Source organism: Mycobacterium malmoense, assembly GCF_019645855.1.
Classification (GTDB): domain Bacteria; phylum Actinomycetota; class Actinomycetes; order Mycobacteriales; family Mycobacteriaceae; genus Mycobacterium; species Mycobacterium malmoense.
This window is the reverse complement of the sequence record NZ_CP080999.1, coordinates 1,205,964-1,231,454: the sequence shown is the minus strand read 5'-3', so window position 1 is coordinate 1,231,454 and position 25,491 is coordinate 1,205,964. Positions and strand designations below refer to the sequence as shown.

General features: G+C 69.8%; 24 protein-coding genes and 1 riboswitch. Of the genes, 13 read left to right on the top strand and 11 right to left on the bottom strand.

All coding sequences use genetic code 11. The features are described 5' to 3' along the window. Positions 1-7 precede the first annotated feature (7 nt). The 3 genes from K3U93_RS05800 to K3U93_RS05790 all read right to left on the bottom strand — a co-directional run bounded on the left by K3U93_RS05800 (position 8) and on the right by K3U93_RS05790 (position 3,066). Positions 8-1,120 carry a TobH protein gene (locus K3U93_RS05800; protein ID WP_083012275.1) on the bottom strand — a complete coding sequence of 371 codons (1,113 nt, stop codon included), beginning with the start codon at positions 1,118-1,120 and terminating at the stop codon, positions 8-10. Beyond that, complete coding sequence (locus K3U93_RS05795; RefSeq protein ID WP_083012273.1) at positions 1,117-2,496, bottom strand: phosphomannomutase/phosphoglucomutase; 1,380 nt, start codon at positions 2,494-2,496, stop codon at positions 1,117-1,119. Before K3U93_RS05795 ends, K3U93_RS05800 begins: the two co-directional genes overlap by 4 nt. 102 nt (positions 2,497-2,598) lie before the next feature. After that, the gene (locus K3U93_RS05790; RefSeq protein WP_217808454.1) at positions 2,599-3,066 is read right to left on the bottom strand and encodes a DUF3499 domain-containing protein; all 468 of its coding nucleotides are present in this window, start codon (positions 3,064-3,066) and stop codon (positions 2,599-2,601) included. Positions 3,067-3,233: 167 nt separating this feature from the next. Here K3U93_RS05790 and K3U93_RS05785 point away from each other — a divergent pair, with 167 nt between their 5' ends. Beyond that, positions 3,234-3,656 (top strand): metallopeptidase family protein, encoded by a 423-nt coding sequence (locus K3U93_RS05785; protein WP_071510987.1) that lies wholly within the window; start codon positions 3,234-3,236, stop codon positions 3,654-3,656. Positions 3,657-3,681: 25 nt separating this feature from the next. On the opposite strand, the gene K3U93_RS05780 is transcribed toward K3U93_RS05785, so the two are convergent. Beyond that, entirely contained in the window at positions 3,682-4,029 is a 348-nt protein-coding gene (locus tag K3U93_RS05780; protein WP_083012271.1) for a WhiB family transcriptional regulator, read from the bottom strand. A 309-nt stretch (positions 4,030-4,338) separates the two neighbouring features. Here K3U93_RS05780 and cofD point away from each other — a divergent pair, with 309 nt between their 5' ends. Genes cofD through K3U93_RS05765 form a run of 3 tightly spaced genes read left to right on the top strand, consistent with a single transcriptional unit; the run spans position 4,339 to position 7,257 of the window. Further along, positions 4,339-5,340, top strand: coding sequence for a 2-phospho-L-lactate transferase (gene cofD, locus K3U93_RS05775; protein ID WP_071510989.1), 1,002 nt, complete (start codon positions 4,339-4,341; stop codon positions 5,338-5,340). Further along, positions 5,337-6,677 (top strand): coenzyme F420-0:L-glutamate ligase, encoded by a 1,341-nt coding sequence (locus tag K3U93_RS05770; protein ID WP_083012268.1) that lies wholly within the window; start codon positions 5,337-5,339, stop codon positions 6,675-6,677. The genes cofD and K3U93_RS05770 overlap by 4 nt, the downstream gene beginning before the upstream one ends. Positions 6,678-6,714: 37 nt before the next feature. Then, positions 6,715-7,257 (top strand): NUDIX hydrolase, encoded by a 543-nt coding sequence (locus tag K3U93_RS05765; protein WP_071510991.1) that lies wholly within the window; start codon positions 6,715-6,717, stop codon positions 7,255-7,257. A 124-nt stretch (positions 7,258-7,381) separates the two neighbouring features. Here K3U93_RS05765 and manB read toward each other — a convergent pair whose 3' ends face one another. Genes manB through rfbD form a run of 3 tightly spaced genes read right to left on the bottom strand, consistent with a single transcriptional unit; the run spans position 7,382 to position 10,248 of the window. After that, positions 7,382-8,461, bottom strand: a complete 1,080-nt coding sequence (gene manB, locus K3U93_RS05760) for a mannose-1-phosphate guanylyltransferase (RefSeq protein WP_071510992.1) — start codon at positions 8,459-8,461, stop codon at positions 7,382-7,384. Position 8,462: 1 nt separating this feature from the next. Next, positions 8,463-9,374, bottom strand: a complete 912-nt coding sequence (locus K3U93_RS05755; protein ID WP_139797185.1) for a glycosyltransferase family 2 protein — start codon at positions 9,372-9,374, stop codon at positions 8,463-8,465. Beyond that, positions 9,334-10,248, bottom strand: coding sequence for a dTDP-4-dehydrorhamnose reductase (rfbD, locus tag K3U93_RS05750; protein ID WP_083012263.1), 915 nt, complete (start codon positions 10,246-10,248; stop codon positions 9,334-9,336). The genes K3U93_RS05755 and rfbD overlap by 41 nt, the downstream gene beginning before the upstream one ends. A gap of 63 nt (positions 10,249-10,311) precedes the next feature. Between rfbD and K3U93_RS05745 the strand changes: the two genes are divergently transcribed. The 7 genes from K3U93_RS05745 (at position 10,312) to K3U93_RS05715 (ending at position 17,789) form a co-directional block, all read left to right on the top strand. After that, entirely contained in the window at positions 10,312-11,784 is a 1,473-nt protein-coding gene (locus K3U93_RS05745; protein ID WP_139797184.1) for an LCP family protein, read from the top strand. Beyond that, positions 11,772-12,485: a TIGR03089 family protein gene (locus tag K3U93_RS05740; protein WP_071510996.1), complete on the top strand. Its 714-nt coding sequence runs from the start codon at positions 11,772-11,774 to the stop codon at positions 12,483-12,485. The genes K3U93_RS05745 and K3U93_RS05740 overlap by 13 nt, the downstream gene beginning before the upstream one ends. Positions 12,486-12,719: 234 nt before the next feature. Continuing rightward, on the top strand, positions 12,720-12,881 hold the full coding sequence (locus K3U93_RS25440; RefSeq protein WP_420915403.1) for a BrnT family toxin: 162 nt from the start codon (positions 12,720-12,722) through the stop codon (positions 12,879-12,881). Further along, positions 12,871-13,107 (top strand): type II toxin-antitoxin system BrnA family antitoxin, encoded by a 237-nt coding sequence (gene brnA, locus K3U93_RS05730; RefSeq protein WP_071510998.1) that lies wholly within the window; start codon positions 12,871-12,873, stop codon positions 13,105-13,107. Before K3U93_RS25440 ends, brnA begins: the two co-directional genes overlap by 11 nt. Before the next feature lie 366 nt (positions 13,108-13,473). Continuing rightward, positions 13,474-13,755: a DUF1490 family protein gene (locus K3U93_RS05725; RefSeq protein ID WP_071510999.1), complete on the top strand. Its 282-nt coding sequence runs from the start codon at positions 13,474-13,476 to the stop codon at positions 13,753-13,755. 10 nt (positions 13,756-13,765) lie between these two features. Beyond that, positions 13,766-15,943, top strand: a complete 2,178-nt coding sequence (gene ctpC, locus K3U93_RS05720; protein WP_083012260.1) for a manganese-exporting P-type ATPase CtpC — start codon at positions 13,766-13,768, stop codon at positions 15,941-15,943. A gap of 6 nt (positions 15,944-15,949) precedes the next feature. Beyond that, positions 15,950-16,129: riboswitch (cobalamin riboswitch) on the top strand. A gap of 37 nt (positions 16,130-16,166) precedes the next feature. Continuing rightward, on the top strand, positions 16,167-17,789 hold the full coding sequence (locus K3U93_RS05715) for a PPE domain-containing protein (RefSeq protein ID WP_220688591.1): 1,623 nt from the start codon (positions 16,167-16,169) through the stop codon (positions 17,787-17,789). A gap of 9 nt (positions 17,790-17,798) precedes the next feature. Here K3U93_RS05715 and K3U93_RS05710 read toward each other — a convergent pair whose 3' ends face one another. Next, positions 17,799-18,455: a cation efflux transmembrane domain-containing protein gene (locus K3U93_RS05710; RefSeq protein ID WP_071508915.1), complete on the bottom strand. Its 657-nt coding sequence runs from the start codon at positions 18,453-18,455 to the stop codon at positions 17,799-17,801. A gap of 85 nt (positions 18,456-18,540) precedes the next feature. Continuing rightward, positions 18,541-20,157, bottom strand: coding sequence for an AMP-binding protein (locus K3U93_RS05705; protein WP_083012905.1), 1,617 nt, complete (start codon positions 20,155-20,157; stop codon positions 18,541-18,543). 91 nt (positions 20,158-20,248) lie between these two features. Between K3U93_RS05705 and K3U93_RS05700 the strand changes: the two genes are divergently transcribed. Both K3U93_RS05700 and K3U93_RS05695 read left to right on the top strand, forming a co-directional pair. Further along, on the top strand, positions 20,249-21,163 hold the full coding sequence (locus tag K3U93_RS05700; RefSeq protein WP_083012903.1) for a class I SAM-dependent methyltransferase: 915 nt from the start codon (positions 20,249-20,251) through the stop codon (positions 21,161-21,163). A gap of 15 nt (positions 21,164-21,178) precedes the next feature. After that, the gene (locus K3U93_RS05695) at positions 21,179-22,375 is read left to right on the top strand and encodes a CoA transferase (protein WP_083012900.1); all 1,197 of its coding nucleotides are present in this window, start codon (positions 21,179-21,181) and stop codon (positions 22,373-22,375) included. Here the strand turns inward: K3U93_RS05695 and K3U93_RS05690 are convergent. Next, positions 22,359-24,263, bottom strand: a complete 1,905-nt coding sequence (locus tag K3U93_RS05690) for a serine/threonine-protein kinase PknD (RefSeq protein ID WP_139797233.1) — start codon at positions 24,261-24,263, stop codon at positions 22,359-22,361. The genes K3U93_RS05695 and K3U93_RS05690 overlap by 17 nt on opposite strands. 99 nt (positions 24,264-24,362) lie before the next feature. Next, positions 24,363-25,475, bottom strand: coding sequence for a phosphate ABC transporter substrate-binding protein PstS (gene pstS, locus K3U93_RS05685; protein ID WP_071508911.1), 1,113 nt, complete (start codon positions 25,473-25,475; stop codon positions 24,363-24,365). Between the last annotated feature and the right edge of the window lie 16 nt (positions 25,476-25,491).

The window sequence follows — 25,491 nt, the reverse complement described above, 5'->3', positions numbered from 1 at the left end:
GTTCTAACTATCCCCGCACCAGTCGCATGTAAACGGCGGCCATCTCCAGCCGAACGGCCAATACTGCCAGTTGCTGCTCGGGGCTTGCCGCGCCTCCCGGAGCCAGGGTCCCGACCAAACCGCCGGACCCGCCCACACCGCCGGGCGCTTCGGGCACGTCCTCGGCCGTGATCAGGTAGACCTCGTTGAGCCCGGCGACCCGGGCGGCCACTACCGTCCGCTCGCCGGCCAGCGTGAGCGCCAGCACCCGCAGCCGCTCGGGCAGTGGCCCGTCGATTTCTTCGTCGTGAAAGAGCGCATCCACCGAGGACGGGGCGTCCCCCGACTGGGAAATCGCGCGCAGCGCCACCACCGCGTCCGCCAGCCCGGTGGCGGCGGCCACGTGGTGCGCGACCCGCAGCAGCACCGAGCTGCCGTGCCGGGCCAGCGCCAGCGTCGCGGCACAGTCGCCGGCCAGCGCCATGTGGCAATCGGCCATGCGCGCGGCGATCGTCTTAGCCGGATTGGTGAACACCTGGCGGCTGGCGCTGTTGCGCAGCGCCTCGGCGTCCAGGTCGTCGGCGAGCAACCCGAGGTCGACGCCCGGTCTGGGGTCCACGGTCTGCAAGACGGCCAGGCCCGCCGCCAGGTAACGGCACAATCCGAACTCGTCGCGAACCCACACCCGCGGCTCCAGGACGGCGACCCGGCCCGCCGTGGTATCCCGCAGCGGACCCTCGTACGGTGCCGCCACGACCACCCGCGCTCCGCGGCGCACGCCGGTCGCCGCGGCCGCGACCAGCGCCGGATCACCGGGGTCGTCGCCCGCGACGATCAGCACGTCAAGCGGCCCGACCCACGGCGGCACCTCGCTGGCGACCGCGATCGGCTCGGAGGCCGCGCCGCTTCGCGTCGCGGCCAGCATGGCGCCGGCGGTCTCGGCGGTCCCCCGGCCGGCCACCCAGACCACGCTGCGCGGACGGTCGTGCACCCGCAGCGGGTCCAGCGCGCCTTCGTCGGCCGCCGCGGCAATCGCGCGCACCTGCGCGCCCGCCGACGACGCGGCCCGCAGCAGGCCGTCCCGGTCGGCGGCGAGCAGGCCCTCGGTGTCTTCCAGATCGATCGCCCGGGTGGCGTTCACGGTGCGGCCTGCGCGATCTCGGCGCGGATCTGGGCGACCACAGCGTCGACGTCCTCGACGCTGCGACCCTCCACGTTGAGCCGCAGCAACGGCTCGGTGTTGGAGGTGCGCAGGTTGAACCAGCTGCCGTCGCCCAGATCGACCGTCACCCCGTCGAGGTGATCGATGGACTGGATCCGGCCGCCGAATGACTTCAACACCGCGTCAATACAATACGACGCGTCGGCCACTGTGAAGTTGATCTCGCCGGAGGATTCGTAGCGCTGGTAGTCGGCGGTCAACTCCGAGAGCGGCCGTTGCTGCTCCCCGAGGGCGGCCAGCACGTACAGCGCCGCGAGCATCCCGGAGTCGGCGCCCCAGAAGTCACGGAAGTAGTAGTGCGCCGAGTGTTCGCCGCCGAAAATCGCGCCGGTCTCGGCCATCAGCGCCTTGATGTAGGAGTGCCCGACCCGTGAGCGCAGCGGCGTGCCGCCGCGCTCGGTGACCAGTTCGGGCACCGCGCGCGACGTGATCACGTTGTGGATGATCATGGCGCCGATCTCCCGGCCCAGCTCGCGGGCGGCCACCAGGCCGGTCACCGTCGACGGCGCCACGGGCCGGCCGCGTTCGTCGACCACGAAGCACCGGTCGGCGTCCCCGTCGAAGGCCAGCCCTATATCGGCGCCGGTGTCGCGCACATAGGCCTGCAGGTCCACCAGGTTGGCCGGGTCGAGCGGGTTGGCCTCGTGGTGGGGAAACGAGCCGTCGAGTTCGAAGTACAACGGCAGCAAGGTGATCGACTCGATCGGGCCGAGCACGGCGGGCGCGGTGAGGCCGGCCATGCCGTTGCCGGCGTCGACGGCCACCCGCAGGGGGCGCAGCCCGGAGGTGTTCACCAGCGAACGCAGGAATTTCCCGTAGTCGGCCAGCACGTCCCGGTCGGTGACGGTTCCGGGCGCCGCGTCACCCGGCTTGACCCCGGCGATCACGTCGTCGGTGATGACGCTCAGCCCGGTCTCGGCGCCGACGGGTTTCGCGCCGGCCCGGCACAGCTTGATGCCGTTGTAGGCCGCCGGGTTGTGGCTCGCGGTGAACATCGCGCCGGGGCACTCCAGCAGCCCCGAGGCGAAATAGAGCTCATCGGTGGACGCCAAGCCGATCCGCACCACGTCCAGGCCCTGGCCCGTCACCCCGGTGGCGAACGCGGCGGCCAGCGCCGGCGAGCTGTCTCGCATGTCGTGGCCGAGGACCACCTGCCGCGCGCCCTCGGCGCGCATCAACCTGGCGAACGCGGCCCCGACGTCGGCGACGAACGGCCCGTCGAGCTCTTCGCCGACCAGCCCACGCACGTCGTACGCCTTGATGACACGGCGAACGGTCGCGGCGGGCCGAGACATGCGGGGACCTCCTGACGACGTGGGTTGTTCCCCCTCTTCGACGTCAGCCTATCGGCCCGGTAAGACACGGGCCGCAACGGTGCACGGGGCACCGCGGCGGCACTAGTCGGCAGGGTCGGGCAACACCCGCAGATGTCCGCGGCGCCGCCCGGAACGACGCTCGGGCGGCGCGAGCAGCCCGCTGCTCGGCGCGGTCGCGTGGGCTCCGGCGTGCTGGACATGGGGATCGGCAAAACCCTCAAAGCCGCCGCAGCCGTTCCGCGGCGCGCCGGCGGCCCCGTTGTTGGGCAGGCCCCGATCGCCCGGGCGGCCCTCGCGCACCGCGTCGGCAAGGGCGACCAGGTCGTCCTCGTCGGGATGGGTGGGCAACGGGGCGGCGTGGCGAACGAGTTCCCATCCGCGGGGCGCGGTGATCCGGCCGGCATGGCCGACGCACAGGTCCCACGAATGCGGTTCGCGCGCGGTCGCGAGTGGACCCACCACCGCCGTCGAGTCCGAGTAGACGAACGTCAAGGTCGCCACGGCATAGTGCGGACACCCGGGCCGGCAACAGCGACGGGGAACGTTCACGACCGAAAGGCTATCGTGGACAAACGCCGCGGAAGCGCCGGACACGCGCATCTGTTCGACCCACGATGTGCAACCGTTACCATCGGCGCGTGGGCGAATCGCGCTGCTCCCCGCAAAACGATCGGCACCGATCGGCCTCCTACCGCGGGTCTCGACGGGGCCGCGACATGCGCGGCCCGCTGCTGCCGCCGACGGTGCCGGGATGGCGCAGCCGGGCCGAGCGGTTCGACATGGCCGTGCTGGAGGCCTACGAGCCCATCGAGCGGCGCTGGCAGGAACGAGTGGCCGACCTCGACGTGGCGGTCGACGAAATCCCCCGCATCGCCGCCAAGGACCCCGACAGCGTGCAGTGGCCGCCCGAGGTCATCGCCGACGGACCCATCGCTTTGGCCCGCTTGATCCCGGCCGGCGTCGACGTCCGTGGCAACGCCACGCGGGCACGAATTGTGTTGTTCCGCAAGCCAATTGAGCGACGGGCCAAGGACACGATCGAACTCGGCGAGTTGCTGCACGAAATCCTGGTGGCTCAGGTGGCCATCTACTTGGACGTCGAGCCCTCGGTCATCGATCCGACGATCGACGACGAATAACGTTGCGCCGCGGCGCGCGCCATGGTCAGATGATGCCGCGCTTGAGGCGGCGGCGCTCACGTTCGGAAAGGCCGCCCCAGATGCCGAAGCGCTCGTCGTGCGCCAGCGCGTACTCCAGGCATTCATGACGCACCTCGCAGCCGAGGCAGATCTTCTTGGCCTCACGTGTCGAGCCGCCCTTCTCCGGGAAGAAGGCCTCGGGATCCGTTTGCGCGCACAGGGCGCGGTCCTGCCATTGGTCGGTGGTCGGCGGCGGCGAGGGCTCCGGTTCGAATGCGACTGGCGCATCGGGAACCACGGTCAGGTGCGGACGGGCATTTAACGCCTGAGCCGCCGGCGCCGAGCCAATAGTGGTGTGCGGTGTGCCTGTCATAACGCCCCGAAGGTGCTCGTAAGACATGCTTCGTCCGCCTCCTCAGCTTTGATTGAGAGAGTGAGTCAGTGAGTTCCCACTGTTCTGATGTACAGACAATTCGAACAAGTGATCGAATCTCGGTCTGCGACACCGGAATCGGCGACCAACCGGGAAATGACACTGTTGTGATTAGACACTCGTTGACCTGCCGGGTCAAGCGTTATGACCTATTTCCATATCATCTCGTGACGAAATTTCGGCGTTTCTGTTGTTTTCGACCCTCGGCGTGTCCATCACATCGCCCACCGCCCAGTACTGTCGAGCGGTGTGAAGGTCACCGTTCTCGTCGGCGGGGTCGGCGGCGCCCGCTTCCTGCTGGGGGTCCAGCGGCTGCTCGCGCTGGGTCAGTTCGCGCCGCAGGGGGGCCCGGCCGACGGCTCGGATTGCCATGAGCTAACCGCGGTCGTCAACGTCGGCGACGACGCCTGGATCCACGGGCTGCGCGTCTGTCCGGATTTGGACACCTGCATGTACACCTTAGGTGGAGGCGTCGACCCGCAGCGGGGGTGGGGACACCGCGACGAAACCTGGCACGCCAAGGAGGAATTGGCGCGCTACGGCGTCCAGCCGGACTGGTTCGCGCTGGGCGACCGCGACCTGGCCACCCATCTGGTGCGCACCCAGATGCTGCGGGCCGGCTATCCGCTGTCGCAGATCACCACCGCGCTGTGCGACCGCTGGCAACCGGGCGCGCGGTTGCTGCCGGCCAGCGATGACCGCTGCGAGACACACGTGGTGATCACCGATCCGGCCGACGACGGCCGTCGGGCAATCCACTTCCAGGAGTGGTGGGTGCGCTACCGGGCCCAGGTGCCGACGCACAGCTTCGCATTCGTCGGCGCCGAAAATGCCAGCGCCACAACCGAAGCGGTGGCCGCCATCGCCGACGCCGACGTCATCTTGCTGGCGCCGTCCAACCCGGTGGTCAGCGTCGGCGCCATCCTGGCCGTGCCCGGCATTCGCGGCGCGTTGCGTGCGGCCCGGGCCCCGGTCGTCGGCTACTCGCCGATCATCGGTGGAAAGCCGTTGCGCGGCATGGCCGATGCCTGCCTTTCGGTGATCGGGGTCAAGTCCACCGCGGAGGCGGTCGGCCGGCATTACGGGGCGCGCCGGGCCACCGGGATACTGGATTGCTGGCTGGTGCACGAGGGTGATGAGGCCGACGTCGAGGGGGTCTCGGTGCGCGCGATACCGCTGTTGATGAGCGACCCCCGGGCGACGGCCGAGATGGTGCGCGCCGGGCTGGAACTCGCGGGCCTGGCAGCGTGACCGAGCATGGCACCGGCTCGGCGATCGAGATCCTGCCCGTCGCCGGGCTTCCCGAATTCCGGCCCGGCGACGATCTGGGTGCGGCCGTCGCCGCGGCCGCGCCCTGGCTGCGCGACGGGGACGTCGTGGTGGTGACCAGCAAGGTGGTGTCCAAGTGCGAGGGCCGGCTGGTACCGGCGCCGCGGGATGCCGAGGCGCGGGATGAGCTGCGCCGCAAGCTGGTCGACGACGAAGCCGTGCGCGTGCTGGCGCGCAAGGGCCGGACCCTGATCACCGAGAACCGGCTCGGTCTGGTCCAGGCCGCCGCCGGCGTGGACGGATCCAACGTCGGCAGCGACGAATTGGCGCTGCTGCCGGTCGATCCCGACGCCAGCGCCGCGGCGCTGCGGGCCGGGCTGCGGGAGCGGCTCGGCGTCGACGTCGCCGTGGTCATCACCGACACGATGGGCCGCGCGTGGCGCAACGGCCAGACCGACGCGGCGGTCGGCGCGGCGGGTCTGGCTGTGCTGCACAGCTATTCGGGGGCCGTCGACCGGTATGGCAACGAGCTGGTGGTCACCGAGATCGCGATCGCCGACGAGATCGCGGCGGCAGCCGATCTGGTCAAGGGCAAGTTGACCGCGATGCCGGTGGCCGTGGTGCGCGGCCTTGACCTGCCCGACGACGGCACGACGGCCCGGCGGCTGCTGCGGCCGGGCACCGAAGACCTGTTCTGGCTCGGCACCGCCGAGGCCATCGAGCTGGGTCGCGGGCAGGCGCAGCTGCTGCGCCGGTCGGTGCGCCGGTTCGGCGACGAGCCGGTGCCGCCGGGGCTGGTCGAGGCCGCCGTCGCCGAGGCCCTGACCGCGCCGGCCCCCCACCACACCCGGCCGGTGCGTTTCGTGTGGCTGCAGGACCCGGCCACCCGCACCCGGCTGCTGGACCGCATGAAAGGCAAGTGGCGGTCGGACCTTGCCGGCGACGGCCGGCCCGCCGACGCGATCGAACGGCGGGTGGCGCGCGGCCAGATCCTCTACGACGCACCGGAGGTGGTGATCCCGTTCCTGGTCCCCGACGGCGCCCACGCCTATCCGGATGCCGCCCGCGCCGGCGCCGAGCACACCATGTTCACCGTCGCGGTCGGGGCGGCCGTGCAGGCGCTGCTGGTCGGGCTGGCGGTTCGCGGGCTGGGCAGCTGCTGGATCGGCTCGACGATCTTCGCCGCCGACCTGGTCCGCGCCGAGCTCGACCTACCCGCCGACTGGGAACCGTTGGGCGCCATCGCGATCGGCTACGCCTCTGAAGCGGCTGGGTTGCGCGACCCGGCCGATGTAGCGGACTTGCTGATCCGCAAGTGAAGACGTTCGCGGGCGCGGTTATGGCGGAGGCATCGCGGTGAGCCTCAGGGATTCGGCGATCTCGATCCTCACCGACTGGCGGGCGCCCGATCCGGCGCAGGATTCGTTGCGGCACGCCGTGCTGGCCTTCGTGCAGGGCCACGCCGATGCCTGCCGTCGCGAGTGCGTGCCGGGCCACGTCACCGCCTCGGCGCTGGTGCTCGACGACACCGGCGACCGGGTGCTGCTGACCTTGCACCGCCGCCTGCGCCGCTGGGTGCAACTGGGCGGGCACTGCGACGAGGACGACGCCGACGTCGTTGCCGCGGCGTTGCGCGAGGCCACCGAGGAATCCGGCGTCGCCGGCCTGCGCATCGCGCCCGACCTGGCCGCCGTGCACGTGCACCCGGTCACCTGCTCGCTGGGTGTGCCGACCCGCCACCTCGACCTGCAGTTCGTGGCGCGCGCGCCGGCCGGCGCGCAGATCGCGATCAGCGACGAGTCGGAGGACCTGCGCTGGTGGCCGGCCGACGCGTTGCCGGCCGGCACCGATCACGCGCTCGCCTATCTCGTCGCCCGCGCGACGCGAGCGTCACGCTAGCGTGACCGCCGACGCCGAGCTGGACACCCCGCCCGCCGAGCGTCACGCCTCTTCCGCCGAGCGTCACGCTAGCGTGACCGTCGACGCGCAGCGTCACGCTAGCGTGACGCTCGGCGGAAGAGGCCTACACGTCGGACGAGTAGCGGATCCCGCCGTCGGGAATGGCGACGCCGGGCCACACGCGGGCGCCGCGCAGCAGCTCGCAGCGCGCGCCGATGTCGGCGCCGTCGCCGATCACGCCGTCGCGGATCAGCGCCCGGGGACCGATGCGGGCGCCGAAGCCGATGATGGAACGCTCGATCACGCTGCCCGCCTCGACCTTGACGCCGTCGAAGATCACCGCGCCGTCCAGCCGGACACCGGGCCCGATCTCGGCGCCCCGCCCGACGACGGTGCCGCCGATCAGCACCGCGCCCGGGGACACCGCCGCGCCGTCGTGCACCAACTGCTCGCCGCGGTGGCCGTGCAGCGCCGGCGACGGGGCGATCCCGCGCACCAGGTCCGCCGAGCCGCGGACGAAGTCCTCCGGCGTGCCCATGTCGCGCCAGTAGGAGGCGTCGACGTAGCCGCAGACCTTGACGTCGGCGTCGGACAGCAGCGCCGGGAACACCTCGCGTTCCACCGAGACCTCGCGGCCCCGCGGAATCCGGTCGATGATGTCGCGCGCGAAGACGTAGCAGCCGGCGTTGATCTGGTCGGTCGGCGGATCCTGCGTCTTCTCGAGGAAGGCGACGACGCGGCCGTTTTCGTCGGTGGGCACGCAGCCGAAGGCCCGCGGGTCGCCCACCCGCACCAGGTGCAAAGTGACGTCGGCCCGGTTGGCCTGGTGAAACGCCAGCAGCTGACCCAGGTCGGCGCCGGAGAGCACGTCGCCGTTGAACACCATCACGGTGTCGTGCCGCAGCTTGTCGGCGACGTTGGCGATGCCGCCGCCGGTTCCCAGGGGCCGTTCCTCGGTGACGTAGTCGATCTGCAGGCCCAGCTTGGACCCGTCGCCGAACTCCGCCTCGAACACCGCGGCCCGATACGACGTGCTCAGGATGACGTGCTCGATGCCCGCCGCGGCGATCCGCGACAGCAGATGGGTCAGAAACGGCAGCCCGGCGGTGGGCAGCATGGGCTTGGGCGCCGACAGCGTCAGCGGCCGCAGCCGGGTGCCCTTGCCGCCGACCAGGATCACCGCATCGACCTGAGGATTAGCCAACTCAGCGCCGCCCTTCTGCCAGTCTCCGTCGGCGCGACTGGCGCACCATCAGACGGGAACGCACCGCCAACGATCCCCGCAGCGTCCAGCGCAGCGGGGCCCGCCACCACCCGGAATGGCGGTCGGCCAGGAAGATGTAGGTGCTCTTGTGATGCGCGGCCAAGTGGCTCGCCGGGTCGTGCCCGGTGGAGTGGCCCTTGTGGTGCAGGACCTCGGCCGACGGGACGTAGACGCTCAGCCAGCCGGCCCGGCCGAGGCGGTCGCCCAGGTCGACGTCCTCCATGTACATGAAGTAGCGCTCGTCGAATCCACCGACGTGGCTAAAGGCCGACCGGCGCACCAGCAGGCATGACCCCGACAGCCAGCCCACCACGCGTTCGCTGGGCTCGAGCCGCTCCTGGCGGTAGGCCGCCGTCCACGGGTTGCGCTTCCAGAAGGGCCCGACGACCGCGTGCATGCCGCCGCGGATCAGGCTCGGCAGATGCCGCGCCGACGGGTACACCGACCCGTCGGGATCGCGGATCAGCGGGCCCAGCGCGCCGGCTCCCGGCCAGCGGGCGGCGGCGTCCAGCAGCGCGTCGATGCTGCCCGGGCCCCACTGCACGTCGGGGTTGGCGACGATCACCCAGTCTTGCTTCCGATCCAGCTGCGCGACCGCGCGGTTCACCGCGGTTCCATACCCGAGGTTGGCGCCGGTGTGCAGCAGCCGCACGTTCGGGTAGCGCTCGACGGCCGCCTGCGGGGTCCCGTCGGTGGAGCCGTTGTCGGCCAGCAGCACGCTGACCGGGCGCTCGGTGGCCAGCGACAACGAGGCCAGGAATCGCTCCAGGTGGGGGCCCGGCGAGTAGGTCACCGTCACGACCGGCAGGGCGTCAGTCACGCGTAGAGGGTAACGGTCGGCCGGCCGCGGCATCGCTGCCAGCTGCCGCGAGCGCGGCGATAAGCGCAGCGCGCCAGGGCCTTAGCGGCGTCAGGCCCGCGGCGGCGGACTGCCGGCCGCCCAGCGCCGAGTAGCTCGGGCGCGGCGCCGGTCGCGGAAATTGTGCGCTGCCGACGGGCCGCACCCGCGCCGGGTCGGCGCCGCATTCTTCGAACACCGCGCGGGCCTGCCCGAAGCGGGAGACCTCGCCCTCGTTGGCGGCGTGCAGGATGGGCCCGGGCACGCGGTCGTCGGCGACCTGCAGCAGCGCCGCGGCCAGGTCGGCGACGTAGGTCGGCGACCCGGTCTGGTCGTCGACCACGTCCACCGGGCCGTCGCCGGCGGCGAGCCGGCGCATGACGGCGACGAAGTCCTTGCCGGCCCCGCCGGTGTAGACCCAGGCGGTACGGACCACCGTGGCGTCCGGCAGCGCGGCCAGCACGGCCCGTTCGCCGGCGAGCTTGCTGCGCGCGTAGACGCCCCGCGGGTCGGTCTCGTCGCCGGGCTCGTAGGGGCGCGGCCGGCCGCCCTTGAAGTCGCCGCTGAACACGTAGTCGGTGGACACGTGGATCAACCGGGCGCCGGCGCGCGCGCAGGCGCGCGCGATGTGTTCGGGGCCGGCGGCATTGACCGCGTAGGCGCGCGCCTCGTCGCTCTCGGCGCCGTCGACGTCGGTGTACGCGGCGCAATTGATCACCACGTCGCCGCGTTCGACGATCCGCCCGGCCGCGGCGGGGTCGGTGATGTCCCAGTGCGACGACGTCAACGCCAGCGCGTCGCGGCCCCGATCGGTGGCCAGCGCCGCCAAACGGCCGCCCAGCTGCCCGCCGGCGCCGGTGATCACGAGCCTCTCTGACCTGGCCGACATGGTTCGAGTCTGGCACGCCGCAGCCGGCTACCCGACAACCAGCTGTGTCACAAGTAACCTAGTGTGATGCCTGCGCAACGTGTGGTTCGTGTGGTTGCAACCGTGCTGACCGTTATGGTCGTCGTCGGCACCGGCATCGCGTGGAGCAACGTCCGGTCGTTCGAGGACGGCATCTTCCACATGTCCGCGCCCTCGCTGGGCAAGGGCGGCGACGACGGCGCCATCGACATCCTGCTCGTCGGCCTGGACAGCCGCACCGATGCGCACGGCAACCCCTTGTCCCAGGAGGAGCTGGCCACCCTGCGGGCCGGCGACGAAGAGGCGACCAATACCGACACGATCATCCTGATCCGGATACCGAACAACGGGAAGTCGGCCACGGCCATCTCGATCCCGCGGGACTCCTACGTCGCGGCCCCCGGCCTGGGCAAGACGAAGATCAACGGCGTCTACGGCCAAACCCGGGAAGCCAAGCGGGCCAGCCTGGTCAAGGCCGGCGATTCCGCCGAGGACGCCGCGGCGCGGGGCACCGAGGCCGGTCGCGAGGCCCTGATCAAGACGGTGGCCGACCTCACCGGGGTCACCGTGGACCACTACGCCGAGATCGGGCTGCTCGGTTTCGCGTTGATCACCGACGCGCTCGGCGGCGTCGACGTCTGCCTCAAAGAGCCGGTGTTCGAACCGCTTTCGGGCGCCGACTTCCCGGCCGGCCCGCAACGACTCGACGGCCCGGAGGCGCTCAGCTTCGTGCGCCAGCGCCACGAGCTGCCGCGCGGCGACCTGGACCGGGTGGTGCGCCAGCAGGCGGTGATGGCCTCGCTGGCCCACCGGGTCATCTCCGGCAGGACGCTGTCCAGCCCGACCACGCTGAAGCGGCTGGAGGCGGCCGTCCAGCGCTCGGTGGTGCTCTCCTCCGGGTGGGACGTCATGGACTTCATCCAGCAGCTGCAGAAGCTGGCCGGCGGTAAGGTCGCCTTCGCCACCATTCCGGTGCTCGACGGCGCCGGCTGGAGCGATGACGGCATGCAAAGCGTGGTGCGGGTGGACCCGCACCAGGTCGCCGACTGGGTCGCCGGGCTGCTGCATGGCCAGGATCAGGGCAAGACCGAGGAACTGGCCTACACGCCCGCCAAGACCACCGCCACCGTGGTCAACGACACCGACATCAACGGGCTGGCGGCCGCGGTGTCGGAGGTGTTGAGCTCCAAGGGTTTTACGATCGGCACCGTCGGCAACAACGATGGCGGCCACGTGAAGGCCAGCCAGGTGCGGGCCGCCAAGACCGACGACCTGGGCGCCCAGCAGGTCTCCAAGGAACTGGGCGGATTGCCGGTCGCCGCCGATGCGTCCATACCGGCCGGATCGGTGCGGGTGGTGCTGGCCAACGACTACACCGGCCCGGGCTCCGGGCTCAGCGGGGACAGCCGGGTGGTCACCGCCCTGGCGTCGAACCCGGGGTCGGGCGCCGACTCGAACGTTCCGCCGCCGTCGCCGATCCTGACCGCCGGCTCCGACAAGCCGGAGTGCATCAACTGAGCACGCTCTCCGCGGCCATCCTGGACCCGATACTGCGGGCTAACCCGGTCGGTCCGCGCATCACCTATTACGACGACGAGACCGGCGAGCGCATCGAACTGTCCGCGGTGACGCTGGCCAACTGGGCGGCCAAGACCGGCAACCTGTTACGCGACGAGCTGGGCGCCGGGCCGGCCAGCCGGGTCGCGGTCCTGCTGCCGGCGCACTGGCAGACGGCGGCGGTTCTGTTCGGGGTGTGGTGGATCGGCGCCGAGGCGGTGCTCAACGGCGCGGCCGATGTGGCGCTGTGCACGGCCGAACGGCTGGACGAGGCCGACGGTACAGGCGCCGGCGAGGTGGCCGTGCTGTCGCTGGACCCGTTCGGCCGCCCCGCGCCCGACCTGCCGGTCGGCGTCACCGACTACGCCACCGCGGTGCGGGTGCATGGCGACCAGATCGTTCCCGAGCGCCATCCGGGTCCGGCGCTGGAAGGCCTATCGGTCGCACGGGTCCTCGCAGAGTGCGAAACTTCCGCGGCCGCAAGGGGATTGACGCCCAACGACCGGGTGCTTTCCAGCGCGTCGTGGACGCGGCCCGGCGACCTGGTGGACGGCCTGCTGGCGATCCTGGCCGTGGGCGCGTCGTTGGTGCAGGTGGCCAACCCCGACCGGGCGCTGGTGCAGCGCCGGATCGAGACCGAGAAGGTGACCCGGGTCCTCTAAAACGGCGGGGGTCGGGGTCGGGTGGACCGGTTTGGGGTGCGGGCATGCCCTTGCCATTGACAGATGGGGCCCGCCGCTGCGGGCTGGGTGTATCCAGCCGAGGCCGGTGTCATTAAGGTATGATTTTTATACATGCCTGACTTTGAGTTTGATCCCGCCAAGAGCGCGGCAAACCTGGTCAAGCATGGCATCGACTTTGATGCGGCGCAGTCCATCTAGCGGGATCCGCGCCGCATCGAGGTCCCTGCACGCACGACGGATGAGCCGAGGTGGGTGGTGATAGGTCAGATCGATGGCCGATGCTGGTCGGCAGTCGTGACCTACCGAGACGACCACGTGCGAATCATTTCCGTGCGCCGCTCGAGGGAAGGAGAGGTAGCGATCTATGAAAGCTAACGAGTTCGACAAGCGGTTCGACGACGGTCAGGACATGGCGGCCGCCCTCGACACGACACGGTCACGGCGGCCCGGCGAGGAACACCGGCGCGTCAACGTCGACTTCCCGGTCTGGATGATCGCCGAACTCGACCGCGAAGCAACCCGGCTCGGAGTCACCCGCCAATCACTCATCAAGGTCTGGATCGCTGAGAAGCTTGACCACGGCGGTCACACCGCAGCCTGACCGTCGCTCGGTGGCAAGAGGTCCGACGTTCGCGAGCCTGTTTGCCCCAAACCTGGGGGAATACGTGACCGTTGACAGCTGAGGTACGCCGTTGAAATCGGCGATTCGGCCCACCCATCTGGGCAAATCAAATGTTGTTGCCGCACATACCATTTGGTCAAAACCTTCTGCGGCTGGCGTGATCAACAATTGCCTGACGGCACGCCGATCCTGCAATCGCCGGCCGGAGACGCGTATGCCACCACACTCCGCAGTCGCAAAAGTCTTTGACGAGGGCTAGCAGCTATTCATATTGATATCGCAATACTTTAATGTTAATGTCGTGCGATCATTAGCTGACGCTGCGACGACGGGAAGGTTCAGGCAATGGCGGTGTACGGGCTCTTGGCAAAGGCGGCGGGAACGGTGGTCACCGGTCTGGTCGGCGTGACCGCCTACGAGGTGGTGCGCAAGGCCGTGGCCAAGGCGCCGCTGCACGAGACCGCGGTGTCGGCGGCGGAGCTGGGGCTGCGCGGAACCCGCAAGGCCGAGGAGGCCGCCGAGTCCGCCCGGCTGAAGCTCGCCGACGTCATGGCCGAAGCCCGCGAACGCATCGGCGAGGAAGCGCCCACGCCGTCGATCACCGACGACCACCAGCACGAGCACTGATCGGGCGGACATGTCCGTCCTGACCGCGGAAGACCTCGCCTTGCAAGTGGTTTCGGACGCGGCCGGACGCATGCGGGTTTCGGTCGACTGGGTGCGCGGCAACTCCCGGAGGGCCGTGGCGGTCGAAGAGGCCGTCGCCAAGCAGTCCGGTGTGCGCGCCGTGCATGCCTACCCGCGCACCGGATCCGTCGTCGTGTGGTACTCCCCCAGTCGGTGCGATCGCGCATTGGCGCTCAAGGCAATCCGCGAGGCCGCGCACGTCGCCGCCGAGCTCATCCCGGCCCGCGCGCCGCATTCGTCGGAGATCCGCAACGCCGACGTGCTGCGCATGGTCATCGGCGGCGCGGCGCTGGCGCTGCTCGGCGTGCGCCGTTACGTGTTCGCGCGGCCGCCGCTGCTCGGCCCGAGCGGGCGGCTGGTCGCGACCGGCGTCACCGTGTTCACCGGCTACCCCTTCCTGCGCGGCGCCCTGCGCTCGGCGCGCTCCGGGCGCGCCGGCACCGACGCGCTGGTGTCGGCCGCGACCGTGGCGAGCCTGGTGTTGCGCGAGAACGTGGTCGCGCTCACCGTGCTGTGGCTGCTCAACATCGGTGAGTACCTACAGGATCTGACCCTGCGGCGCACCCGGCGGGCCATCTCGGAGCTGCTGCGCGGCACCCAGGACACGGCGTGGATCCGGCTGACGGGGCCCGCTGGGGGCCCTAGCCCCTGGACCGAGATCCAGGTGCCGATCGACACCGTGCAGATCGGCGACGAGGTGGTGGTCCACGACCACGTCGCGATACCGGTGGACGGCGAGGTGGTCGACGGCGAGGCGATCGTCGACCAGTCCGCGATCACCGGCGAGACGCTGCCCGTCAGCGTCCTGGTCGGCTCGCGCGTGCACGCCGGTTCGGTGGTGGTGCGCGGCCGGGTGGTGGTGCGCGCCCGCGCCGTCGGCAGCCAGACCGCCATCGGGCGCATCATCGCCAGAGTCGAAGAGGCCCAACACGATCGGGCGCCGATCCAGACCGTCGGCGAAACCTTCTCCCGCCGTTTCGTGCCCACCTCGTTCATCGTCTCGGCGATCACCCTGGCGATCACGAAAGACGTCCGCCGCGCGATGACCATGCTGTTGATCGCGTGCCCGTGCGCGGTGGGCCTGTCCACCCCGACCGCGATCAGCGCCGCGATCGGCAACGGCGCGCGCCGCGGCATCCTGATCAAGGGCGGATCCCACCTCGAACAGGCGGGCCGGGTCGACGCGATCGTGTTCGACAAGACCGGAACGCTGACCGTCGGACGCCCGGTAGTTACGAATATCGTTGCCATGCACAAGGATTGGGATCCGGAGCGGGTGCTGGCGTATGCGGCCAGCTCGGAGATCCACTCCCGTCATCCGCTGGCCGAGGCGGTGATCCGCTCGACCGAGGAACGCCACATCAGCATCCCGCCGCACGAGGAGTGCGAGGTGTTGGTGGGCCTGGGCATGCGGACCTGGGCCGACGGCCGGACCCTGCTGCTGGGCAGCCCATCACTGCTGCGCGCCGAAAAGGTGAAGGTGTCCAAGAAGGCGCAGGAGTGGGTGGACAAGCTGCGGCGCCAGGCCGAGACGCCGCTGCTGCTCGCGGTGGACGGCACCCTGGTGGGGCTGATCAGCCTGCGCGACGAGGTGCGGCCCGAGGCCGCTGAGGTGCTAATACAGCTGCGCGCCAACGGCATTCGCCGCATCGTCATGCTCACCGGTGATCATCCCGACATCGCCGCGGTGGTCGCCGAAGAGCTGGGGATCGACGAGTGGCGCGCCGAGGTGATGCCGGAGGACAAGCTCGAGGTGGTGCGCGAGCTGCAAGGCGACGGCTTCGTCGTCGGCATGGTCGGCGACGGCATCAACGACGCCCCGGCGCTGGCCGCCGCCGACATCGGGATCGCCATGGGGCTGGCCGGAACCGACGTCGCCGTCGAGACCGCCGACGTGGCGCTGGCCAACGACGACCTGCATCGCCTGCTCGACGTGCGGGACCTGGGCGCGCGGGCCGTGGATGTGATCCGGGAGAACTACGGCATGTCCATCGCCGTCAACGCCGCCGGGCTGATCATCGGCGCGGGCGGCGCGTTGTCCCCGGTGCTGGCCGCGATCCTGCACAATGCGTCGTCGGTGGCGGTGGTGGCCAACAGCTCCCGGCTGATCCGGTACCGCCTGGACTAGTGGCGACTTAGCCGCGTGCGACAATGTCGCCCGTAAGGCGACGACGATGCAGGAAGCCGGTGCAAATCCGGCGCCGTCCCGCCACTGTCATCGGGGAGCGACCCTCAGCAGCCACGGCCACCGGCTGGAAGGCGAGGCGAGCGGCGATCCGAGAGCCAGGACACTCGCGTCGTCGCATCCCGCGACCCGGGGCGGTGGACCCCGAGAGAGCCGACCGACGTCCATGTGGATGGCCGCACCACCGGAGGTGCATTCGGCGCTGTTGAGCAGCGGCCCGGGGCCGGGTGCGCTGCTGGCGGCCGCCGCGGCATGGAACTCGCTGAGCGCCGAATATGCCGAAACCGCCGAGGAATTGACCGCCCTGTTGGGCGCCGTGCAGGCCGGCGGCTGGGACGGCCCGACGGCCGAGACCTACGTCGCCGCCCATGTGCCCTATCTGGCGTGGCTGACGCAGGCCAGCGTCGACAGCGCCGCGATGGCCGCCCGGCACGAGACCGCGGCCACCGCCTACACCGGCGCGCTGGCGGCCATGCCGACACTGGCCGAGTTGGCCGCCAACCACGCCACCCACGCGGCGTTGATAGCAACGAATTTCTTTGGCATCAACGCGATTCCGATCGCGCTGAACGAGGCCGACTATGTGCGGATGTGGATCCAGGCCGCCACCGTGATGGGCACCTATCACGGTGTTGCCACCGCAGCGGTGGCGACATCGCCGCACATCACACCGGCCCCGCAGATCGTGAAAGCCAATGCGCCGGCGGCCACTTCCGCCGAGTCGCTACCTCCCGACCAGGAGTCCCAAATCGAACAATGGCTCCAGCAAATCGGATACACCGACTTCTACAACAACTTCTTACAGCCGCTGATAGACGCCCTGCTGAACGACCCTTACCTGCAATCGATATTTTCCGGATTCGACCCGTGGCTGCCCGAGCTCGGCAACCCGCTAGTCTTCCTCAACCCGTTCAACATCGCGTTCGCCCTCGGCTACCCGATGGATGTCGGCTCCTATGTCGCTTATCTGTCGGAAACGTTCGCGTTCATAGGGGCGGACCTTGCGGCGGCGTTCGCCTCGGGTAATCCCGCGACCATCGGTCTCACCCTGATGTTCACCAGCGTCGAAGCCATTGGCACGATCATCACCGACACCATCGCGCTGCTGAAGACCCTGCTCGAGCAAGCTGTTGCGTTAATCCCGGCCTTTCTGCCGCTGTTGACCGTCCCGCTGGCGCCGTTGGCCGTCACCCCCCTGGGCAGCCTGGCGGGCTTGGCGGGATTGGCGGGGCTGTATGGCATCCCTGTCGCGTCTATCGCCCCGACCCCTGCGCTCGCCGCGTTGGCACCAACACCGACCCCGACCCCCACTCCGGCACCGGCCCCGACCCCCGCGCCGGCTCCCGCGCCCGCCGCGGCCGCCGCGGTTCCCGCGCCCGGCGGCCCCCCGCCACCGCCATCGGCACCACCGGTGGTCACGCTGGAAGGTTTTTCCTACCTGGTCGGTGGCCTTACCGCCGGCGCCCGGCGGGCGGCGGCCGCCGGCGCACGCCCGAAGAAGCTGCCCGAACTCGACGACGCCCAGGCCCCGGCGGCCGCGGCGCCGGGCGAGGAACGGGCTCCGGATGGGCCGCGGCGGCGGGTGAAGGTCAAACAGCTCGGCCGTGGGTACGAATACATGGATGTGGAGCCAGAGCCTGCGGCGGTGCCCTCGGGTGCGGGATCATCCGGTTTCGCCGGTACCGCGGCAGGATTGATCACGCTGCCGGACGATGGGTTCGGCGGGGGCCCGCTCACGCCGAGAATGCCAAGCACCTGGGGCGACGACCCGGCCTCACCCGACGGCTGACGCCTTCGGTCAGCAGCCGCAGGAGTGGCCGCGCCAGGAGCGGATGCCCTGCCACACCGCGATGCCGGCGACGGCAAGGCCGATCATCGGGTCGAACCACCAGCCGCCGGGCCAGGTGGCCGTGATGGCCAGCCCGGTCAGCACCCCGGCGGCCTGAATGGCGCACAGGTAGTTCTGGGTGCCCTCGCCCTCGGTGGCCTCCGAGCCCAGCCGCGCGCCCAGTTTGCGGTTCGCCCAGCCCAGAATCGGCATCAGCAACAGCGCGGCCGCCGTCAACCCGATGCCAATCAGCGAGGCGTCGACGTGGTGCTCGTCGGTCAAATGGCGCAGGGACTCGGCCGCGACGTACGGGGCGGTCAGCCAAAACGACACGGCGACACCGCGTTGCGCGCGCCGCTCGGCGGTCCCGGACAGCGTGCGTGCGCCGCTGAAGCGCCATACCACCATGGCGCTGGCCAGCGCCTCGGAACCGCCGCCCAGGGCCCATCCCGTGAGCGCGACGGATCCGACCGCCAGGCCCTGCCACAGCCCGACGGCGCCCTCGACGAGCACCACGGTCAGGCTGACCCAGGCCAACTGCCGCGCCCACCGGGCGCTTTGCTGCCACCCGGCGCCGCGCGGCGCGACGATTCCGCATTCTGCGGCGATGACGGGGGAAGTGGTCATGGCGCGAGGGTAGCGGCAACCCGGCACGGCCAAATGGTTCGACACCCGGCCGTAACAGGACCGTTGCCAAAGCCCGTGCCGCGGCTCACGTTTTCAACAGGCGTTTGAGCACCTTCCCGCCGGCGTTGCGGGGCAGCGCGTCGACGAAGACCACGTCGCGAGGAATCTTGAAGCGCGCCAACCGGTTTCGGACGTACTCCTGGACATCCCGCTCGGTCAGCGACGCGCCGGGCCGGAGCACGATGTAGCTGCGCAGCCGCTGGCCGAACTCGTCGTCGCTGACGCCGACGACCGCGACGTCGAGGATGTCGGGATGGTGCGCGAGCGCCTCCTCGACCTCGCCCGGGTACACGTTCTCGCCGCCGGAGACGATCATCTCGTCGTCGCGGCCGTCGATGAACAGCCTGCCGGCCCGGTCGAAATGCCCGACGTCGCCGGTGGCCAGCAGGCCCCGGATCGACTCCTTGGTGCCGCCGCCGGTGTAGCCCTCGAACGCCAGCACGTTGCCGACGAAAATCCGCGCCGTCGTTCCGGGCGGAGCCTCGCGGCCGTCGTCGGTGAACACCTTGACGACCGATCCGGGCACGACTCCCCCGACGCATCCCGGCGCGACGGCCAGGTCACCGGGCGTGGCGATGGTGGCGTAGGCGACCTCGGTGGACCCGTACATGTTGTAGACGATCGGTCCGAGCGCTTCGATCGCGCGGGTGGCCAGCGCGGCCCCGAGCTGGGATCCGCCGACGAACACGATGCGCAGCGCCGACAGGTCGCGGTCGGCGAGGGCCGCCGGGCCCAGGTCGAGGATGCGCCGCAGCATGACCGGCACGACGATCATGGCGCTGGCCCGGTGCGCGGCCACGCTGTCCAAGGCCTGCCGCGGATCGAACCGGCGACGCAGCACCAGCGTCGAGCCCAGCACCATCGCGTACATCGCGTGGCTGAAGCCCAGCGAATGAAACAGCGGCACACAGCATTCGGTGACTTTCCGGCCGCGAAACGGCGCCTTGCCGAGCAGGCCGCCGACCGGTATCAGCGAGTAGGGTTCCGAGCGCGTGGCGCCCTTGGGGACTCCGGTCGTCCCGCTGGTCAAGATGACGATCTTGGGCCGGCCGCCGGATTTGGGCGGCGGGTTGGTGTCGCCGCGCTCGATCAGCGCGTCGAGGGTGTCGGGCCCCGGTGTGTGCGTCGGTGTTTGTACCCAAGCCCGATACCGCCCCAGCCGCGGGTGGATGTCGGCGACGGCGGCGTCGTACTCGTCGTCGTAGACCAGTAAGTCGATGCCTTCGCGGGCGACCATGCCGGCGAGTTGCCCGCCGCCGAAGCCGGTGTTGAGCGGCACGACCCCGGCGCCGCACTTGGCGGCCCCGTACACCGCTTCCAGGAAGCCCCTGTGATTTCCGGTCAGGATGGCCACCCGGGCGCCCGGGCCGAGCCCACGCTGGCGCCACTCGTTGGCCAACGCGTTGGTCCGGTTGTCCAGGTCGGCGAAACTGAGCGCACCGCGCTCGTCGATCAGCGCCAGCCCGTTGCGGTCTCGGGCGGCGGTGATCACGGTCGCCGCACCCAACAGGCCGTAGCGGTGCAGTGCGCGCAGCACCGCGGCGATCCGCCAGAGCGGGATCAACCGCAAGCCTCCGGACCGCACCAACAGCAGCAGCGACCAGGTTTCCAATCCGAGGCGCCTGAGCGCTTTCGCCGTCATCGTCCCACTGTGCACTACCGGCTGGGGCCCGGCCAGGGCCGGCGCGCGTGTCGTTATTCTGGCTAATCAGTAGACGGAAGGGGATCGTGCGATGGGCCGCACCGACAACGACACCTGGGACCTGGCGACCAGTGTGGGAGCCACCGCCACCATGGTCGCGGCGGGACGAGCCCGGGCCACCCGGGACGCGCTGATCGAAGACCCGTTCGCCGAGCCGCTGGTGCGTGCCGTCGGCATCGACTTCTTCACCCGGTGGGCCGCCGGCGAACTCGACTCCAGGGACGTCGACGTCCCCGGTGCGCCCTGGGGCATGCAGCGCATGACCGACATGCTGGCCGCGCGCACGCGCTACATCGACACCTTCTTCTCCGAGGCGGCCGACGCGGGCATCCGCCAGGTGGTCATCTTGGCCGCCGGTCTGGACGCACGCGCTTATAGGCTGCCCTGGGCGGCGGGCACCACGATCTTCGAGATCGACCAGCCGCGGGTCATCGAATTCAAGACCGCCACCATCGCCGCACTCGGCGCCAAGCCCGCGGCCGACGTGCGGGCCGTCCCGATCGACTTGCGCCACGACTGGCCGACGGCGCTGCGCCGGGCCGGGTTCGACACCGGTCGGCCCGCCGCGTGGGCCGCCGAGGGGCTGCTCGGCTTCCTGCCCGCCGACGCCCAGGATCGGTTGCTGGACAACGTGACCGCGCTCAGCGCCGACGGCAGCCGGCTGGTGGCCGAAGTCTTCCTGAACTCGCAGGCCAATCAGCAGGCCCTGAACGCGGCCGCCGGCACGTGGCGGGAGAGCGGTCTCGACGTCGCGCTCGACAACCTGGGTTTCCCCGGCGAGCGCAACGACGTGGCGACCTACCTGGCCGACCGTGGCTGGCACCCGGTTCGCACCCCGCTGAATAAGCTGTTGGGCGACAACGGGTTACCGCTGCAGCCCGCCGACCCGGACGCGCCCTTCGCCAAGAACTACTACTGCACGGCGGTCCTGCGCAAGGCAGGTTAACGGAAGGCCCCACCCATGCCCAACAGCCCAAACGGCAAGCCCGCCAAGCCACTCGACGGATTCCGGGTGCTCGATTTCACCCAGAACGTGGCCGGGCCGCTGGCCGGACAGGTGATGGCCGACTTGGGCGCCGAGGTGATCAAGGTCGAGGCGCCGGGCGGTGAGGCGGCCCGGCAGATCACCGCGGTGCTGCCCGGACGCCCGCCGCTGGCGACGTATTTCCTGCCGAACAACCGGGGCAAGAAGTCGGTGACCGTGGACCTGACCACCGAGGAGGGCAAGCGGCAGATACTGCGGCTCGCCGACACGGCCGACGTTGTGCTGGAAGGGTTTCGGCCCGGGGTGATGGAGCGCATGGGGTTGGGCCCCGACGACCTGCGGTCGCGCAACCCCAGACTGATCTACGCGCGGCTGTCGGCCTACGGCGGCAACGGCCCGCACGGCAGCAGGCCGGGCGTCGACCTGATGGTCGCCGCCGAGGCGGGCATGACCACCGGGATGCCCACGCCGGACGGCAAACCGCAGATCATCCCGTTCCAGCTCGTCGACAACGCCAGCGGTCACGTGCTGGCCGAGGCGGTGCTGGCCGCGCTGCTCAACCGCGAGCGCCACGGGGTGGCCGACACGGTCCGCGTCGCGATGTACGACGTCGCCGTCGGGCTGCAGGCCAACCAGCTCACCATGCACCTGAACCGCTCCGGCGGCGACCGCCCCAAGCCGGATGCCGCGCCAAAAGGTAAGCGGCGCAAGGGGGTTGGCTTTGCCACCCAGCCGTCGGACGCGTTCAAGGCCGCCGACGGGTACCTGGTGATCAGCGCGTACGTGCCCAAGCATTGGGCGAAGCTGTGCGAGATCATCGGCCGGCCCGACCTGCTGGAGGACGAGCGATTCGTCGACCAGCGCGCCCGCGCCCTGAATTACCCGGAGCTGACCGAGGAACTGGAATCCGCGCTGGCCGCCAAGACCGCGGCCGAATGGGTTGAGCTGCTACACGAAGGCGGCCTGATGGCCTGCCTCGCCCACACCTGGAAGCAGGTCGTCGACACCCCGCTGTTCGCCGAGAACGAGCTGGCCCTGCCGGTTGGCAGCGGCGCGGACGCCGTCACGGTGATCCGCACCCCGGCGCGCTACGCCAGCTTCGACGCCGTAGCCACCGATCCCCCACCGGCCGCGGGCGCGCACAACGAGCTGTTTCTCACACCGCCAGCTTGACCACCCTGTCGTTGCCGCGATCGGCGACGTACACGTTCCCCGCGTCATTGACCGTCACCGCCAGCGGGGTGTTGAGGCCGGTCAACGGCAGCACGGTCGGGGTGTTAGACCCGGCCGCCAATTTCATCACCTGATTGCTGTCGTGTTCGGTGACGTAGACGTTGCCGGCGGCGTCCACCGCGATACCCCACGGTGCCGAGACGCCGGTGAACGGCAGCACGGACTGGGCGTCCGATCCGGCCACCAACTTCACCACCCTGTTGTTGTCGGTGTCGGTGACGTAGACGTTGCCGGCGGTGTCCACCGCCACACCATCCGGGTTCTTGAGCCCGGTGAACGGCAGCACGGTCTGGGTGTTAGACCCGGCCGCCAACTTCACCACCCTGCTGTTGCCCCGGTCGGCGACATAAACGCTGCCCTGGCCATCCACCGCTACACCTTCGGGGTAATTGAGGCCGGTGAACGGCAGCACGGCCTGTTGGTTCGACCCGGCCGCCAACGTGACCACGCGATTGTTGAAGTCGGTGACGTACACGGCGCCGGCGCTATCCACGGCCAGCCCCTGGGGCTGGTAGAGGCCGGTGAACGGCAGCACCCTCGGGATGTTCGACTGCGGCGCCAACTCCACCACCCGCCCATACATGCCTTCACTGGTGACATACACGTTGCCGGCCTTGTCCAGCGCCACCCCGCTTGGGGAGAGGCGGAAGTCGATGCCGGTGAACGGCAGCACGGTTTGTCCCGACGCCTGGCTCGGCCCAGACGACGGCCGCACCACCAGGTATCCGGCAATACCGATAGCGGCGACCAGCAGCAGCGCGGCAGCGCCGACGATCCACCACGTGCGTTTCCGGCTAGGCCGGGACGCGTCGGGCCCGGGTTGTCGCCAGCCGCCACTGCTCCCGCCGTCGGGCACGGGACGGGCCACGGGACGAGCCATTGTCTGCTCGCCGTGCACCGGCTCTGGCGGAACCATCGGCCTAGGGTCCGCGCCCGAACCGTAGTGAGCCCAGGCGCCGGCCCGAAGAGTATCGGGAACGTTGGCGAGCAGGGTCGCGTTGTCGCCTTCTTTCCGCAGAATCGACGCCTCTTGGTGCTGCTCCGTTGCGGTCAGCGCGTCGTGCGCTGCGGCGGCCAGGTCACCGGCGGTGTGATAGCGCTCTTCGGGTTGTTTGGCCATCCCCCTGGCGATCACATGGTCCAAGGCCACGGGAATCATCCCGGGGCGCAGCTGGCTGGGCCGCGGGGCGGGCTCCAGCAAATGCGCGGCGACCAAACGTTCGACGCTGTCGGCATGATAGGGAGGGGACCCGGTCAAAACCTCGCCCAACACACAGGCCAGCGCGTAGATATCGGCGCGATAGGTGACCTCACCGCCGGTGAACCGCTCGGGGGCCATGTAGTTGTAGGTGCCCACGGCCATCCCGCTCTGGGTCAACCCCGGGTCGGTGGCGGCACGGGCAATACCGAAATCCACCAGATAGGCGAAGTCGTTGCTGGTGAGGAGGATGTTTTCCGGTTTGACGTCGCGGTGCGTCACGCCGTTGGAGTGCGCGGCGTCCAGCGCGGCGGCGACCTGGCGCACAATGGCCACGGCCCGTGCCGGGGTCAGCGGACCGTAGTGGGTCAACGTGGTGCGCAGCGAGGTTCCGTCGATCAGGCGCATCTCGACAAAGAACTGCCCGTCGATCTCGCCGTAGTCGTGGATCGGCACTATGTGGGGCTCGGTCAGCCTGCCCGCGGTATCCGCCTCGCGTTGCATCCGCGCACGGAATACCGAGTTGCTGGAGAACTGCGGCGAGATCAGCTTCAACGCGACCAGCCGGTGTTTGCGGGTGTCTTCGGCCTGGTAAACCTCACCCATCCCGCCGCTGCCCAGCAACCTCATCAGCCGATAAGGCCCGAACAGCGACCCAACCCGCGAACCCGACCCGCTGTCGCTCACCGTCGAGCTCCCTTCGTCTAACTATTGGCAGTCACGAGATAGCTACGAAATGGCATTGACCGCTGCCGCCAGTTTTGATTGGAACGAACTTGGCAGCGGAATGGATCCATACTGGTCCAAACCATCTTGGCCCGGACCAATTGCGGCCTGCATAAACGCCTTTACCGCCGGGCCGGTCGCGGGATCCGGATACTTCGAGCAGACGATCTCGTAAGTCGCCAGCACGATCGGGTAGGCGCCGGGCTGCGTCGGCTTGTAGAACGACGACGTGTCCAACACCAGGTCGTTGCCTTGTCCCATGATCTTGGCTCCGGCAATCGTCTTGCCGACCGAGTCGGTAGTGATCGACACCGGATCCGGGCCTGCTGAGCTGATGATCCGGGCCATGTTCAGCTGCTTGCCCACCGCGAACGACCACTCGTTGTAAGTGATCGCCCCGTCGGTGCTCTGCAGCAGCGCCGACGTGCCATTATTCCCGGCCGCGCCGTCACCGACACCCCCGCGGAACGTCTCGCTGAAGCCTTTACCCCAGGCACCGTTGGACGCGCCATCGAGGTATTTCTGGAAGTTGTCCGAGGTACCGGACTTGTCGCTGCGGAAGATCACGTGAATGGGCTTTGCGGGCAGCGCGGTGTCCGCGTTGAGCGCGACGATCGCCGGATCGTTCCACGAGGTGATGGTGCCGTTGAAGATCTTGGCGAGCGTGGGCCCGTCCAGGTTCAGCGGGCTCACACCGCTGACGTTGTAGGTGACCGCTATGGGGCCGAATACCGTCGGCAGATCCCACGCCGGCGAACCGCACCGCGCCGCGGCGGCGTCGGTCTGACCCGTCGACGGATCCAGCGGCACGTCGGAGCCCGCCAGATCGGTTTCGTTATTGATGAACTCCTTCACCCCGGCGCCGGAGCCATTCGCGTTGTAATCCAGTGTGTGGCCCGGGCACGCACGAATGTAGGCGTACACGAATTGTTCCATCGCGTTTTCTTGCGCGGTCGAGCCGCTGTCCTTGAGCTGTTTTTTGCCGCCGCACTGCACCGGCGCCGATTTGGAGCCGGATCCGGGCGAGGAGGTGTTCGTGTTGTTTCCACACGCGGACAGCACCAGTGCGCTGGCGAGCAGCAGGCTCAATGCGGCACCGGATCGGTTGAATCTCACGGAACTCCTTTGACGA